The sequence below is a fragment of the Thermotoga sp. genome, from assembly GCF_021162145.1.
Lineage (GTDB): Bacteria > Thermotogota > Thermotogae > Thermotogales > Thermotogaceae > Thermotoga.
In genome coordinates this window covers 80,490-95,461 of the sequence record NZ_JAGGZH010000014.1, presented here as the reverse complement: position 1 = coordinate 95,461, position 14,972 = coordinate 80,490, and the positions used below count along the sequence as shown (strand labels likewise).

Here is a 14,972-nt window from a genome sequence, read left to right as displayed (position 1 = left end):
CTCCTCAGTCATATATTAACAAAAAAAGAAGTGAACTGAGCCGTTTCCTCCCAACACCCTGAAGGATGTGGAGCTCCACGGCTCGAGTTTCCTGTGATATCAAAAAAATCCCCCTCCAGTGGAGGGGGAACCACCGCAGGGGGCTTTATTGACATTGAGGGGAGGTTTCTCTATCTCTGATAGATGAAGCTCACGAACACCCTCGCACCATTCCTGTAGATGTACAAAGCAACGTAGTCGCCCCTCTTTATTTTCGAGGCAGCTTTCTTGAGATCTTCCACTGAATTTATATCATACTTTCTTCCGTTTATGTACACCGCAACGATAATGTCTCCTTTCCGGATACCAAACCTTCCACCGCTTTCCCTTACTATGACTCCATGGACCTCCTCCGGGATCGAGTAGGTTTCTCTGTCTGCCGGTGTAATGTTGGCCACCGTGATACCGAGAATGCCTATCGTCTCTTCACCTGTTGCTGTTGTCTTTTCTGCTTCAGAAGAAGCACCAAACGTTACCTGAACCTTCATGATCTTTCCCTTTCTCTCTATGGTGAGAACGGCGGTGTCTCCTGGTTTGTAAGTGTGTATGATGGAAACCAGCTCTTCGTGACTCCTCACATCCTGGTCATCGACCTTGAGGATCACGTCTCCTTCTTTGAGGCCAGCCTTTTCAGCAGGCGATCCCTTCTGCAAACTCGTTATGAGAGCTCCGCTCGTGGATTTGAGGCCGAGCGCTTTTGCCGTTTCTTCCGTGAGGGTCATGACAGTTACACCAAGGTAGGCCTTCTCAACTTTTTTCTGAGTGAGTATGGTGTTGAGAAACTTCTTCACCATGTTTATGGGTATGGCAAACCCAAGGTTCACAGCTTCCTGGGGATTGACTATGGCGGTGTTTATTCCAATTACTTCACCGTGGATGTTCAAGAGAGGGCCTCCGCTGTTTCCAGGATTTATCGCAGCGTCTGTCTGGATGAGTCCCACGTAATACCCGCTTCCATCGGGTTTTGGTATCTTTCTGTTCGTGGCGCTGACCACACCCACAGTCACCGTGTGCTGGAATCCAAGGGGATTTCCTATCGCTATTGCCCACTCACCGATCTTCACCTTGTCGGAATCACCGAACTCCAGATACGGGAACTCTCTGTTTGAAGCCCTGATCTTTATAACTGCTATATCCAGTTCTTCATCGCCACCTATGTATTCCGCGTCGTATTTGCTTCCATCCAGGAGAGTCACAGTGATGTTGTCAGCACTTCCAACCACGTGGTAATTGGTGAGAACGTAGCCTTCCGAGTTGAAAATGAACCCCGAACCGATGCTGGAAACCTGTCTTTCAAAACCTGGAGGGAGTTCTCCAAACCACTTCTTGAAGAAGTCTTCAAAATAGGGATCGAAGAAAGATGTTCTCACCGTTTTCGTTACATCTATCTTCACAACAGCCGGTGCACACGCTTCCACAACTTTCACGATAGGACTTTCGTAATCGGGATTGACGTACGGAAAAACACTGGAGAGAAGGACTATCGATGCGATGATTACAAGCAATCTCTTCATTTTTTCATCCCTCCTTCGGTGAGGTTTCCGGTTTCTTAGACACACGTCTTCTCCGGGCGGTTCAAAAACGTGTGGTATGCTTAATACTGATGGAAAAAAACCGGGAGGTAGAAAAGATGAGACTCTTTGACTTCCTGAAAAGGGGCCTTCAGAAAACGAAGGATACGTTCTTTGGAAAGGTGGTGAACCTTCTCAAAGGAAAGAAACTGAACGATGAAACCCGCGAAGAACTCGAAGAACTTCTCATTCAGGCAGACGTTGGCATCGAAACAACGGAGTACATCCTGGAAAGGCTCGAGGAAAAGGATGGAGACGCCTTAGAAGCTTTGAGAGAAACGCTCCTTGAGATCCTGAGCTTCGATACCAGCGTGAACGAACCGAACAAGCCCCCCTTCGTGATAACCGTGGTCGGTGTGAACGGAACAGGGAAGACCACCTCCTGTGCAAAGCTCGCCAAGATCTTTTCCGATCAGAAAAAGAGCGTTGTGCTGGCGGCGGCCGATACCTTCAGGGCTGCTGCCATAGAACAGCTCAAACTCTGGGGAGAGCGCGTCAGTGCCACGGTGATAGCTCACTCTGAAGGCTCGGATCCGGCCGCGGTTGCCTTTGATGCCGTCTCCCATGCTCTTGCCAGAAACAAAGACGTGGTGATAATAGACACCGCCGGAAGGCTTCACACAAAGAAAAATCTCATGGAGGAGTTGAAGAAGATACACAGGGTAGTGAGAAAAAAGGTACCTGATGCACCTCATGAAACTCTCCTCGTGATCGACGCCACTACGGGTCAAAACGGACTGGTCCAGGCGAAAGTGTTCAAAGATGCGGTGAATGTCACGGGAATCATCCTCACCAAACTTGATGGCACTGCAAAGGGTGGAATTGCCCTTGCTATAGCGAAAGAGCTGAGAATTCCTATAAAATTTGTGGGGGTCGGTGAAAAAGAAGACGACTTGAAACCGTTCGACCCACACACATTCGTGGAGGTGCTTCTCTCCGAATGAGGACGTTCTGGGAAAAGGAGTTTACGTGCCCTCTCTGCGGGAACAGGTTCAAGAAAAAGATGGTCTTTTTCGACGCAGTAAGAATCAAGTCAAGAGATATCGATCTGAAGCCGAACTTCGAAACTGTGAATCCGTTTCTGTATGAAGTGGTGACGTGTCCGAATTGTTACTTTTCCGCGTTCGGCAAAGATTTCGAATCTATCAGAGTAAAAGGTGAAGAAACGGAGAGGAGACTTAAAAAGCTGCTTGAAGAAGCCAAAAAGAAGGTCAAATTGAAGGACGAGGAAACGCATACAGAAGCGATAAAACGGTATGCCCTGAGTGGGATTGTGTACTCTGTTCTGAATCAAAGAAAGAAGGTGGCACTCTCCTATCTCAAAATCGCCTGGCTTTTCAGAGAAATAGGAAGGCCTGAGGACGAAAAGCACTACCTTGAGCGAGCCTTAAGAGAGTTTGAAAATCACTTCAAATACGACCACTACGAAGAGTCAGACGAGCCCATGATACTCTTTTACCTGGGGGTGCTGAATCAACTCCTTGGCAACAGGAAGGAAGCCGCAAGATGGTACGAGGTTCTCCTCAGGAAGCACAGGGAATCTGTGTACGCGAAAGTGGGGAGAGAAAGATGGCAAGACTTAAGAAGGTCATGATTTTCCTTCTGATACTGATACTTCTTGGAGCGTGTGTGCCCTCTGAATGGAAGGAAAAACTGAACAGAATGGAGGAGCAGATCAGACAGATCAACGCCCACATGGATCTTCTGGAGAAAAAGATCGACGATCTTGAAGCTAGAATCAAAACTCAGGATTCCTCCCAAAAGGAAATAGAGTTGTTGAAGAGAGAGATGGAGTACCTGAAGGAAGATCTCTCTTCTCTGCAGGAAGAGTTTCGCACCGGAGTGGATGAACTCAAAAGTAGCTACTACACAATTTCCATGAAGCTCCCCACCATAGAAGAGGCAGCCTCCCTGCTGTCTGAATTGGAAGATCTGAAAACGAAGGTCTCAGAACTCGAGAGGAAGATGGACATAGCCACCCTTGGAAATTCTTCAACGCCCTCGGAAGATCTCAAGCACATCCTTCTTGATCTGGAAGAGAGAGTTTCTTCACTGGAGAGGGGCTCTTCACGTGTGGACGAGATAGAGAAAAGGTTGGAAAGCTCGGAAAAGCTTCTCTCGAAAGTGGCTCTGCGCGTGCTGTCACAAAGCGAAACCAAAGCAACGATCGTGTACACCACAAGTGACGAAATCAAAAATCGCATCGAGCAGATAGAAAAGAAAGTCTCACAGCTGGAAAGTGGCCAAAAGAATCTGGAGCAGATAGTACGGGAGATGAGAAATACCCCCCAGCTTGTGGATATGAATCCAGAGATATACACCCAGCAGCTGAAGAGATATCTGGACGAGTTCAGAAGACTGGTCAGAAGTTACGAGATAGCTCGAATTCTTGGAATCGAAGAAGGGTACGTCTTCATCAGAGTGGAACGGGGAGACACCCTCGCAAAGATCAGCGATGCCTTCAACCTGGGACCTGACGGAGTGGAGAAGATCATGAAACTCAACGGGATAGAGGATCCCAGGAAACTCATAGCAGGACAGATCATAAAGGTCCCTGTAACGAATTTGAGGGCGAGTTTTCCGGTGGGTGAGAAACCAGATCCGAAGATCGTGGTCGCTGGCTTTGGATTGAAATCGGACGGTTCGTTCTCTTCGGGAGTTGTGCTGGAAAGCTCTGGTCAGAAAGTAAAAGCCGCGCTACCGGGAAGAGTAAAGAGCGTGAAGAATGGAACGGTCGTTGTGTACCACGGGAACGACGTGGAGACCGTGTACAGGAATCTCTCCATGGTGACAGTCAACGTCGGTGACTGGGTGAGTGCAGGAGACACAATCGGATACGGGGGCAGCAACGTAGAATTTGAGCTCTACGTGGAAGGTGAGCCGAAAGATCCCATGTTTTTGTTCTTTTCGAACATGGGAGAATTCGAGATCAGCTTCTACACAGAGTGGGAAGATGGAAAACTTCCAGAGCATCCTGCCTTCAGGCTCACAAAATCCGGGAAAATACCAGAGGAATGGAGAACGGTGGCAGCCGATACGACAATATTCCCACTGGGGTCTGTCCTTTACATTCCCGAACTCAGAAACACACCGAGCGGGGGAATCTTCGTCGTGGAGGACATAGGGGGGGTGATAAAGGGAAAAAAGATCGACGTCTATCTCGACAGTATAAGGGAAGCTCTTCACAACCGGAAGATCACGTCGAGGGTTTTCGTCTGGAGGGATTGACGTGTTCACAATGAAAAGTGAGTACGCCCTGAGACTTATGATTGTGCTGGCAAAAGAGTACGGCCGTTACCTTTCCGTGACGGAGATTTTGAACAGGACAAGGGAATCCGTTCCCCGGGAATTTGCTGAAAAGATTCTTTACATTCTGAGAAGGGCAGGAATGGTGAAGACAAAAAGGGGTAAAAGCGGCGGGTACATGCTTGCACGCCCTCCAAAGGAGATAAGAGTGTCCGATATCATCTTCCTCCTGGACAGGAAAGCCAAAGTGTTCTTCGATATGCCGGGTTGCCCGGACGAGTTGAATTGTGTCATCAGATCGCTGTGGAAGAGAGTGGAAAATGAAATAGAGAGAGTGCTCGGTAGTGTCACTCTGGAAGATCTCGTGAAAGAACAGGAAGAGAAGTTGAAACAGATGTGAAGCCCGCCTTATGCGGGCTCATTTTACCTTCAAACTGAGTTTTTCTTCAAAAAAGACCTTCTTTCCTTCCGCTTCGAACTCTTTGATGCCGGTTCTTTTTGCGTACTCCCTCAGAACTTCTTCGATTTCTCTCTTCTCTGCCCTGAGTTCCTTCATGAGGTTTCTGATTTCCACATACCTCTTCACAAGCTGCTCAATCGTAGGATTCTCCATCATCTACACCTCCCTGCAGATCGGAAGTTGCCCCATCGAGTGCAGATACTCTCCATTTTATTTTAACCTGAACACGCGAACATTCACACCTCAACACAAACTCTGCCATCTATCAGAAAGTCTAACCTGCTACCAAACTTCTTCTCCTGGGGTATTTCGGAACCGGGAAAACCTCTTCGAGAATTTGCCTTGCAACAGCGTTATGGTAACCAGAGAGGGTGGAGACAAACTCTCCTTTGTGTTCAACTTTCCACACCATCCACAAGAACGAGTCCCGTAAACTTGCTTTTTCGCTTCAAAAAGATTCCTTCCATATCACTCGAGATCTCTGATACCGAAGAACCCCATCCGATCGTCATGCCGCTTGTCCTGTCTTCAACCTTGTTCGTCAGAATCACTCTTCCTTCTTTTAGATCTTTCAACAATCTTTCGTACACGCTCACCACCTCTTCTCAGCAAATAAGATACGTACGTTTTCTCGAAGACCCTGTACACCGGTTTTCTCAGTGTAACAAACACCGTGTTGAATACGAATTCTCTGAGCGGAATGTATTTTTTCACTTTCACCCTCCTCAGTAGCAAGACCGAAGAAAGCCTGAAAACAGCAGCCATCAGAAAAAGGATCTGAAGACCAAAAACCTCGAAACCATGCACCTTTACATACACTCCCGAGAGAAACTTTGCGGTGAGGCCTCCCACGAACGAACCTGCAAGACTTCCAAGGCTGGCAGCTGAGGCGTTTACCCCGAAGAAGATGGGATCGGATTCGAAAGCAACCTCCATGGGAAGCACAGTGAGAGAAAGGTTTATCGCCGACCAGGCCACAGCCGAGAGCACAGCATCGACGATCAGAAGATGAAAGTAAGTAGCACCGTTCATGAAAAACCATACTCCGGAAACAAAGGCAGCAAGGGCGATTCCGAACTCTGCCACGGTTCTGTGCCCAACTCTGTCAGAAACTTTTCTCCATATTCTGTATCCCAACACGGCAACGAAGTTGTTCATGATCATCATATAGCTTATGTAAGTGTAACTTATACCGAGGTTCTTCAAAAGATGATAATGATAGAAAGCACTGGAAAAGGTTACCGCCATGTTCCAGTAGAGTGTGAAGAAAACAAGCTTCATGAAGTTGTTGTCCTTTAAAATCACCTTCATGGGAATCCCGCTTCCGGACATTTTCATGGGAACATCCGGGATCTTGTTCATAAACAGTATCGAGAGAATCGTTCCAGCAACAGAGATGAGAAGAACCATCTCGAAACCATGAGAAAAATTGTCCACGAGTAACGAGTACAGATATATGATGAAAGCGTTACCAAGGGAGAGGAACATGTTCCTCGTACCGAAAGCCTTTCCCCTCTCCCCGGCGGGTATCAGATCTCTCATCCATGATGCCCACGTGCTACCGGAAAATGCGGCAAAGAACTGCGAGATGGCAAGAGTAACGATGAACACCAGCGGAATCTTCTTGCCAAGCAGAATGAACACCAGAAGAGATGCGAACGCAAATCTGCTGAGACCGTTGAACACGTTTACAAGGAGTCTTCTCTTTTTGTATCTCCGGACAAAGAAGGTGGCAAAAAGCTGGAAAAACTGCATCATGGGAGGAATGGCAGCAGTCAGACTCAGAAGGAATTCATCCAGGTTGAAAAACATAGCAAGTCCCGTGAAGATGGGACCCTGAGTGAGCAAGATGTAGAACAGCGAAAAGAAACCTTCGAGCGTGAAGAAGAGGTATATTTTTTTCATCCTTTAGGATGCCAGAATATGTGACCAGTCCTTTTCTTGTAGAGAATCTTTGCCATCACATAGCTTCCAAGAAGATTGAAGATGAGATCCAGCATTGTATCGTCGAGACCCTTCTGTGTGTGATACCCTGGCACCACCTTGTCTGTGATGAATTCTGCAATCTCCCAAAGAAGGCCCGAGAAAGTTCCCAGAAGAAACGCCATCAATATCGCTCCGGGAATCTGGTCCCAGTATCTGGACCCTCTCGTCAAAATCTGATAAAAAAAGTACGTTATAACAAAAGATCCGTAAAAGTGAAGACACTTGTCCCAGAAGGGAATCTTTTCGTAGAAGTTCAGAAACTGTCCCAACACAGAATGAAGAAATATAGATGAAGAAAGCATCAATTTCGTTTTCTCGGGTATCTCCTGATGTGTGACTCTCTCATACACGTAAGGAGAGAATCCTCCCAACCAGAATATGAAATAACCTACCATCTCGACAATCTTGGCACGGATCAAAGAGAAAATGGCCGGGATTCCCAGAGCGAGTATCAATATCTTGTTCAACACCCTTTCGTTGGTTTTTTCTACTCTCGTATCGATTATCTTCTCATCACCTCCATGCGCTATTATATTTCATGAAGGGAGCGAAAAACTTGAAGTATCTGTTACTCTTTCTGGCGACGTTTCTTTTCGACAACTCGGGTACACCCCTTCCTATTCTAGCAGCGTCCACGCTGATTTCTGCAGGGAAGATGCGGACGCTTCTGGCTTTCCCGGTGATCTATCTGGGGCTTTTGAGCTGGGATTCTCTCACTTTTTTTGCAGGAAAGGCGTTGAAACCACTTTTTTCTAAACTCAAGTGGAAGGTCTTTCAGAAAATCCTGAAGGAGTTTTTGAACGTTTATATTTCCACAGAGAAGATTCTGGTTCCATTCTGCAAATTCGTTCCGTGGGTGGGAAAGTTCACACCGTTTCTTGCAGGATACATAGGAAGGAGACTCGAAACACTTCTTGTGATATGGGTCGGAGACTTATTCTACGAGAGCGTGTTCTTTTTCTCCGCACTGATGGCAGGAAGAGTGTTCTTCAAATACTCGAAGTTGTTCGGCATCGTTCTTTTTGCGGTGATGATGGTTCTCTATGCTGTGTGGAAGAAGAGAGCCAAAAAGGTCGTCAATCGCTCTAAAAATTCGATATAGCAAAAAGTGTGCCCGATGGTGCTTTATCTCATTCTCACCTTAGAAATTTCGAGACGAACGGCGAGGTTTCTCCGCGTCTCATGAAGTGTCTGGAAGACCTTCTCCCAGGAACTCAGAAAACCAGGACTCGTGTTCGATCTCTTCGTTCAAAATGGCAAGAGACAGTTCGCAAGTTCTGGGGTCTTTACCCGCTGTCAAGTTACATAGTGTCCATCACTCATGCTCGTGTGTATATGAAAATCGCACAGAAGCCATTCCTTTTCATCTTTCACCAACCTTACCTCGAGCTGATGCTCAGCTTTCTGAAGACTATTTATTCATCTTACCCTGTTATCCTACACCCTGCTTCACCACGAAGAATGTACCCTGTAAATCTTGCATGGAAATTCTCAGATATTAAATGTTTATTCCTAATTAAAACCCCGTGACTTTCCTTTAACTTAAAGTAAAGAAAGTAGGCCAAGCATCCACCCACGGTTATAATCTTTGAGAAAGGGAAGGAGGTGCAACATGAAAGCACTCCTTGCTTTGGAAGACGGATCGTTTTTTTTTGGACAGAGCCTGGGAGCAGAAGGTGAGACCTTCGGTGAACTGGTTTTCAACACGGGAATGACGGGATATCAGGAAGTTCTCACCGATCCCTCCTACACGGGCCAGATCGTTGTGATGACCTACCCCGAGATAGGAATCTACGGCGTGAACGAGGAAGACGTGGAATCGGATGGAATAAAAGTTGCGGGATTCGTTGTTTACAGGAGTGTGAGCGTTCCTTCCAGCTGGAGAGCCACCATGTCCTTCCCAGATTATCTGAAAAAACACAACATCGTTGCCATTGAAGGAGTTGACACGAGGGCCCTCACAAGAAAGATCCGCGTGAAAGGAGCAATGAAAGGTGCCATATCTACTGTGGATCTGGATCCAGACTCTCTGGTTAAACGTGTGAGGGAAAGTCCCGGCATAGTAGGAAGGGACCTGGCAGGGCTTGTTTCTCCAAAAGAAACCATCGTGGAAAACGAAGAGGGAGAATTTTCGGTTGTTGTCCTGGACTCTGGGGTGAAATGGGGTATCCTCAGAGACCTGAAGAGAGTGGGAGCACGGGTGATGAGGGTACCTTACGGTGTGGACGCAGACGACATCAAAAAGCTCAACCCAGATGGAGTTCTCATTTCCAACGGTCCAGGAGATCCCGCCGCCCTCCTGAAAACTGTGCGTTTGATAAAAGATCTTCTGAAAGAGGAGATCCCCCTCGCGGGAATTTGTCTTGGACATCAGCTCCTTGGTCTTGCAATAGGCGGCAGAACGTACAAGATGAAGTTCGGCCACAGAGGAATCAACCATCCTGTGAAAGATTTGAGGACGGGGCGCGTTCTGATCACCACTCACAACCACGGTTTTGCGGTGAATCCGAAGAGCTTTGGACTGCCGGAACTTGGAAGCGAAGATCAGGATGCGAACGTTCTCACCAAGAACCTTCAGAAGATATCTGTCCTCGAGGGAACCAGTCCACAAGGAGTGAGGGTTGAAGTCACCCACATCTCACTGAACGATGGCACTTTAGAGGGAATAAGGCTGGTTGATTATCCAGCCTTTTCTGTTCAATATCATCCCGAAGCCTCCCCCGGTCCCCACGATGCGAAATGCTTCTTCGACGAGTTCAAACGCCTCATAAAGGAGGTAAGGTAATGCCGAGAAGAGACGACATAAAGAGGATCCTCGTCATAGGGTCCGGTCCGATCATGATCGGTCAGGCTGCCGAGTTCGATTACTCCGGAACACAGGCCCTCAAGGCCTTGAAGAGCACAGGGTACGAGGTGGTCATCGTCAACTCCAACTCTGCAACCATAATGACCGATCCGGAGTTCTCGGATGCCGTCTACATAGAACCGTTGACGGTTGAGTTTCTGGAGGAGATCATAAAGAAAGAAAGGCCGGACGCCCTGCTTCCCACCCTAGGAGGACAAACTGCCTTGAACCTTGCCGTGGAACTTGCCGAAAGGGGTATACTCGACAGGTACGGGGTACAGCTGATAGGCGCAAAGCTGGAATCCATCAAAAAGGCCGAAGACAGAGAGCTGTTCAAAGAGACCATGAGGAAAGCAGGGCTCGAAGTGTTGAAGAGCAGGCTCGTAAACAACCTGGCAGATGCCGTGGATACGGCAAAAGAATTTGGATATCCTGTCATCGTAAGACCGAGCTTTACGCTGGGGGGAACGGGTGGAGGAGTTGCTTTCAATGAGGAAGAACTGAGAGAGATCGTCACAAAAGGTCTCATCGAAAGTCCAGTCCACACCGTCCTCATAGAAGAGTCCGTTATCGGATGGAAAGAGTACGAACTCGAAGTGGTGAGGGATGGTGCGGGAAATTTCATCGTCGTTTGTTCGATAGAAAACCTTGACCCGATGGGCATACATACAGGGGACTCCATCACGGTTGCTCCTTCTCAGACCCTCACGGACGTTGAGTACCAGAGGATGAGGGATGCGGCTTACAAAGTCATCAATGCGATCGGTATAGAAACGGGTGGCTCGAACATCCAGTTCGCTGTAGATCCAAAGACAGGAAGAATGGTCGTCATAGAGATGAATCCGAGGGTTTCGAGATCGTCCGCCCTGGCGTCGAAGGCAACGGGATACCCCATAGCAAAGATCGCAGCCCTTCTTGCCGTTGGATTCACCCTCGATGAGATACCTAACTACATCACAGGAAAGACGATGGCTGCCTTTGAACCCTCCATAGACTACGTCGTGGTGAAGATACCAAGGTTCCAGCTGGAAAAGTTTCCCGGGACAGATCCAAGACTCAACACCCAGATGAAATCCGTCGGCGAGGTTATGGCGATAGGAAGGACTTTTAAAGAGGCATTGGGAAAGGCGTTGAGATCACTCGAGCTCGATGCCACACCAGATCTCGACCTGGATCACATAAGAGAACACCTTGCAAATCCAGCCCCGGAGAGGATCTCATACATCTTCGCCGCGTTCAGAAGCGGCATGGACGAGGAAGAGGTGCATGAACTCACGAAAATAGACAGATGGTTCCTCAGAGAAATGAAGGCATGTATCGAACTCGAAAAGGAGCTGAAGAAAAAGAGATTCGATGTTGAGATCCTCAGGAAGGCAAAGCAGTGGGGGTACTCCGACAAGGAAATTGCAAAGATCTGGCAGGTTTCTGAGAAAGAAGTGAGGAAGATGAGAGAAAAAAACAAAATCTTTCCCGTCTACAAGATGGTGGATACCTGTGCAGCGGAGTTCGAAGCACAGACCCCTTACTACTACTCCACGTACAGCGGAACAGAGAACGAAGCCATCCCGACCGAGAGAGAGAAGATCATGATCCTCGGATCTGGCCCCAACAGAATAGGTCAGGGTATAGAGTTCGATTATACGAACGTTCACGGTGTGTGGGCGTTCCAAGAAGAGGGATACGAGGCGATCATGGTGAATTCCAACCCAGAAACCGTTTCGACAGATTACGACACCTCCGACAGGCTCTATTTCGAACCTCTCACGGTTGAAGACGTTCTGGAGATAGTGAGGAATGAGAAACCCAAGGGTGTTGTGGTGGCATTCGGCGGACAGACTCCCCTGAGGATAGCAAGACACCTTGTGGAAGAGGGAGTGAACATAATAGGAACGAGTTTCGAGTCGATAGAGATCGCAGAAGACAGGGAAAAATTTGCAAGGCTCCTCAAACAAATAGGACTGAAGTGCCCACCATTCGGGACAGCGACGTCCGTGGAAGAAGCGCTGAAGGTAGCAGAAAGTCTCGGGTATCCAGTGCTGGTGCGGCCAAGCTACGTTCTTGGAGGAAGGGCCATGGCAATCGTTGACACACCACAGGAACTGGAAAGGTACGTGAGGGAAGCGGCTGTTGTCTCGCCGGGATATCCCATATTGGTAGACAAATTTTTGGAGGATGCGATAGAACTCGACGTGGATGTCGTGTCTGATGGAAAGTACGTATGGATAGCGGGATTGATGGAGCAGATCGAAGAGGCGGGAGTCCATTCTGGAGACTCGGCATGCGTTCTTCCACCCGTGAGTCTGTCGGAAAAACTCGTGGATGATATAGAGAAAACCGTTTACAAGCTGGTGAAAACACTGAAGATAGTGGGTGTTGCAAACATACAGATGGCGGTGAAAGACGATGAGATCTACATAATAGAAGCAAATCCGCGGGCATCAAGGACGGTTCCATTCGTAAGCAAGGCGATTGGGATCCCCGTGGCAAGGATTGCTGCCAGAATCATGGTGGGGAGGTCCCTTCCAGAGCTTCTTTCCGAGTACTTCCCGTATCCAACAAGACCGAAAGCGAGTGCTGTCAATCTGGGAGAGAGTGAGATCCTTCCAACGCCGTGGCCGAGGATGTTCTCCGTGAAGGAAGTGGTGATACCGTTCCACAAGTTCCCAGGCACGGACGTTCTGCTCGGCCCGGAAATGCGCTCCACGGGAGAGGTCATGGGAATAGGAGAAGATTTTGCAGAGGCCTTCGCAAAGGCCCAGATAGCAGCCGGAAATCCTCTGCCAACAAGTGGCGCTATCCTTGCAACGATCGCAGACAAGGACAAGAGGGATGCGATTCCCCTGCTTGCACACCTTGCAGATATGGGCTTTGAGATCTACGCTACAAGGGGTACCGCAAAGGCTTTGAAGTCACATGGTGTAGAAGTCAAGGTCGTTCCAAAGGTAGGTGAAGGAAGGCCGGACGTGATCGACCTCCTGGAGCAAGGAAGAATCTCCCTCGTTGTGATCACCCAATCCAGTGATGAACCCTCTCTCGTTGCAGTTTCGCATGGAAAAGATCCCTTCAGGATAGAAGGAAGAAGAACGGTAGGATACATGATAAGAACCACGGCCTTGAAGAGAAAAATCCCATACTTGACAACGGTGGAAGCACTCAGAGCAGCGGTGTCGGCGATCAGGAAAATGAAGAAGGGTTCGGTTGTGAAGGTAAGAAAACTCACCGATACATGGAAAGTGTGAAGGGCCTTCCGGCCCTTCACCATATTTCTTCCAGTTTCTTACATATGAGATCCCCCATTTGAGAAGTGGAAACGGCTTTTTCCGGATCCTCTGCTATATCCCTTGTTCTGTATCCCTCTTCGATCACCATCTCGACGGCCTTTTCTATCTTTCTTGCCTCATCCACCATACCGAAGGAAAACTCGAGCATCATGGCAAGAGACAGAATCTGGGCTATGGGATTTGCCACGTTCTTTCCCGCAATGTCAGGCGCAGAACCACCTGCCGGTTCGTAAAGATTTTTGTCACCAAAGGAAGCTGATGGGAGAAGACCAAGAGACCCTGGAAGCGCGGCACTCTCATCTGAGAGTATGTCACCGAACATGTTCGTCGTGAGGATCACATCGAACTGTGAAGGTCTCAGTATGAGCTGCATCGCGGCGTTGTCCACATACATGTGAGAAAGTTCAACGTCCGGATAATCTTCTGCAACCTCACTCACCACTTTCCTCCAGAGCATCGAGCTGTAAAGGACATTCGCTTTGTCAACGGAGGTGACCTTTTTTCTTCTGTTTCTTGCGATTTCGAAAGCTGTCCTTGCAATGTATTCCACGGTCTTTCTGTCGTAGATCATGGTGTCAAAGCCTTTCTCTTCATCGATACCCCGCGGCTTCCCGTAGTACACACCGTAGGAAAGCTCTCTCACAGTAACAAGATCAACACCCGCTTCGATCACCCTTTCCTTTAGAGGAGAAATGGACACAAGGGACCTGTAAACTTTTATCGGTCTGATGTTCGCGTAAAGGTTGAGCATCTTTCTCAGGGCGAGAAGTCCACCTATCTCCGGCCTCTTCTCCGGCGGAAGATTATCCCATTTTGGACCTCCAACGCTTCCGAGGAAGATGGCATCTGCCTCCATGCAGATCCTTCTGGTTTCCTCCGGGAGGGGATCACCGAACTTGTCTATGGCTTCCCCTCCGATGTGACCGAAAATCTTTTCGAAGGTCTTTCCAGTCTTTTTTTCCACAACTTCCAGCACTTTCAGTGCTTCTCTCATAACTTCAGGACCTATACCGTCTCCTGGTAGAATGGCTATCTTCATCGATCACTCCCCCACTTCCTTCAAACAGTATTCGAGCCAGCCACCCGCGTCTATGATCCTCATGAGAAACTCTGGATAGGGTCTTATTTTGTACTCCTTTTCCTTCGTGAGGTTCCTCACGACACCGTTTTCCAGGTCCACCTCCGCTGTGTCTCCTTCCTCGAACTCGTCGGCCTCCTTCAGTTCGACAATGGGAAGGCCAATGTTTATGGCGTTTCTGAAGAATATCCTGGCAAAAGACTTGGCTATAACGCAGGAGATACCGGCAGCTTTTATGGCAACCGGTGCATGCTCCCTTGAGGAACCACAGCCGAAGTTCTCACCAGCGACGATGATACCTCCCTTTATATCGTCACGCCTTCCAAAGCCCGGTCTCACGTCTTCCATGCAGTACTTTGCAAGCTCCTGAGGGTCGGAGGTGTTCAGATACCTTGCAGGTATGATCTCGTCTGTGTTCACATTGTCGCCAAAAACAAACACCTTCCCTTTTATCTTCATTCCCATC

The 14,972-nt window shown here is 48.4% G+C and carries 14 protein-coding genes; 7 read left to right on the top strand and 7 right to left on the bottom strand.

What is annotated here, in order from left to right; translation table 11 throughout:
* Positions 1–170 precede the first annotated feature (170 nt).
* Entirely contained in the window at positions 171–1,553 is a 1,383-nt protein-coding gene (locus J7K79_RS01455; RefSeq protein WP_296904353.1) for a DegQ family serine endoprotease, read from the bottom strand.
* A gap of 116 nt (positions 1,554–1,669) precedes the next feature.
* Between J7K79_RS01455 and ftsY the strand changes: the two genes are divergently transcribed.
* From ftsY to J7K79_RS01435, 4 genes are read left to right on the top strand one after another with little or no spacing between them, the layout of a single operon-like run.
* Positions 1,670–2,554, top strand: a complete 885-nt coding sequence (gene ftsY / locus J7K79_RS01450) for a signal recognition particle-docking protein FtsY (RefSeq protein WP_296904351.1) — start codon at positions 1,670–1,672, stop codon at positions 2,552–2,554.
* The gene (locus tag J7K79_RS01445) at positions 2,551–3,204 is read left to right on the top strand and encodes a DUF2225 domain-containing protein (protein WP_296904349.1); all 654 of its coding nucleotides are present in this window, start codon (positions 2,551–2,553) and stop codon (positions 3,202–3,204) included. Before ftsY ends, J7K79_RS01445 begins: the two co-directional genes overlap by 4 nt.
* Entirely contained in the window at positions 3,180–4,838 is a 1,659-nt protein-coding gene (locus tag J7K79_RS01440) for a 3D domain-containing protein (RefSeq protein WP_296904347.1), read from the top strand. Before J7K79_RS01445 ends, J7K79_RS01440 begins: the two co-directional genes overlap by 25 nt.
* Before the next feature lie 10 nt (positions 4,839–4,848).
* On the top strand, positions 4,849–5,256 hold the full coding sequence (locus J7K79_RS01435) for an RrF2 family transcriptional regulator (RefSeq protein WP_296904389.1): 408 nt from the start codon (positions 4,849–4,851) through the stop codon (positions 5,254–5,256).
* An 18-nt stretch (positions 5,257–5,274) separates the two neighbouring features.
* On the opposite strand, the gene J7K79_RS01430 is transcribed toward J7K79_RS01435, so the two are convergent.
* From J7K79_RS01430 to J7K79_RS01415, 4 genes are all read right to left on the bottom strand, one after another.
* The gene (locus J7K79_RS01430; RefSeq protein ID WP_296904345.1) at positions 5,275–5,469 is read right to left on the bottom strand and encodes a hypothetical protein; all 195 of its coding nucleotides are present in this window, start codon (positions 5,467–5,469) and stop codon (positions 5,275–5,277) included.
* 242 nt (positions 5,470–5,711) lie between these two features.
* Positions 5,712–5,906, bottom strand: coding sequence for a hypothetical protein (locus J7K79_RS01425; RefSeq protein ID WP_296904343.1), 195 nt, complete (start codon positions 5,904–5,906; stop codon positions 5,712–5,714).
* Entirely contained in the window at positions 5,845–7,221 is a 1,377-nt protein-coding gene (locus J7K79_RS01420) for an MFS transporter (RefSeq protein WP_296904341.1), read from the bottom strand. The genes J7K79_RS01425 and J7K79_RS01420 overlap by 62 nt, the downstream gene beginning before the upstream one ends.
* Complete coding sequence (locus J7K79_RS01415; RefSeq protein ID WP_296904339.1) at positions 7,218–7,769, bottom strand: hypothetical protein; 552 nt, start codon at positions 7,767–7,769, stop codon at positions 7,218–7,220. Before J7K79_RS01415 ends, J7K79_RS01420 begins: the two co-directional genes overlap by 4 nt.
* An 89-nt stretch (positions 7,770–7,858) precedes the next feature.
* On the opposite strand from J7K79_RS01415, the gene J7K79_RS01410 reads away from it, so the two are divergent.
* The 3 genes from J7K79_RS01410 (at position 7,859) to carB (ending at position 13,386) form a co-directional block, all read left to right on the top strand.
* Complete coding sequence (locus tag J7K79_RS01410; RefSeq protein ID WP_296904337.1) at positions 7,859–8,404, top strand: hypothetical protein; 546 nt, start codon at positions 7,859–7,861, stop codon at positions 8,402–8,404.
* A gap of 510 nt (positions 8,405–8,914) precedes the next feature.
* Positions 8,915–10,087: a glutamine-hydrolyzing carbamoyl-phosphate synthase small subunit gene (carA, locus tag J7K79_RS01405; RefSeq protein ID WP_296904335.1), complete on the top strand. Its 1,173-nt coding sequence runs from the start codon at positions 8,915–8,917 to the stop codon at positions 10,085–10,087.
* On the top strand, positions 10,087–13,386 hold the full coding sequence (carB, locus tag J7K79_RS01400; RefSeq protein WP_296904333.1) for a carbamoyl-phosphate synthase large subunit: 3,300 nt from the start codon (positions 10,087–10,089) through the stop codon (positions 13,384–13,386). Before carA ends, carB begins: the two co-directional genes overlap by 1 nt.
* Positions 13,387–13,402: 16 nt before the next feature.
* Here carB and leuB read toward each other — a convergent pair whose 3' ends face one another.
* Positions 13,403–14,467, bottom strand: coding sequence for a 3-isopropylmalate dehydrogenase (gene leuB, locus J7K79_RS01395; RefSeq protein ID WP_296904331.1), 1,065 nt, complete (start codon positions 14,465–14,467; stop codon positions 13,403–13,405).
* Between the two features lie 3 nt (positions 14,468–14,470).
* A complete protein-coding gene (gene leuD / locus J7K79_RS01390; RefSeq protein WP_296904329.1) occupies positions 14,471–14,971 on the bottom strand; it encodes a 3-isopropylmalate dehydratase small subunit in 501 nt (166 codons plus the stop codon).
* Position 14,972 lies beyond the last annotated feature (1 nt).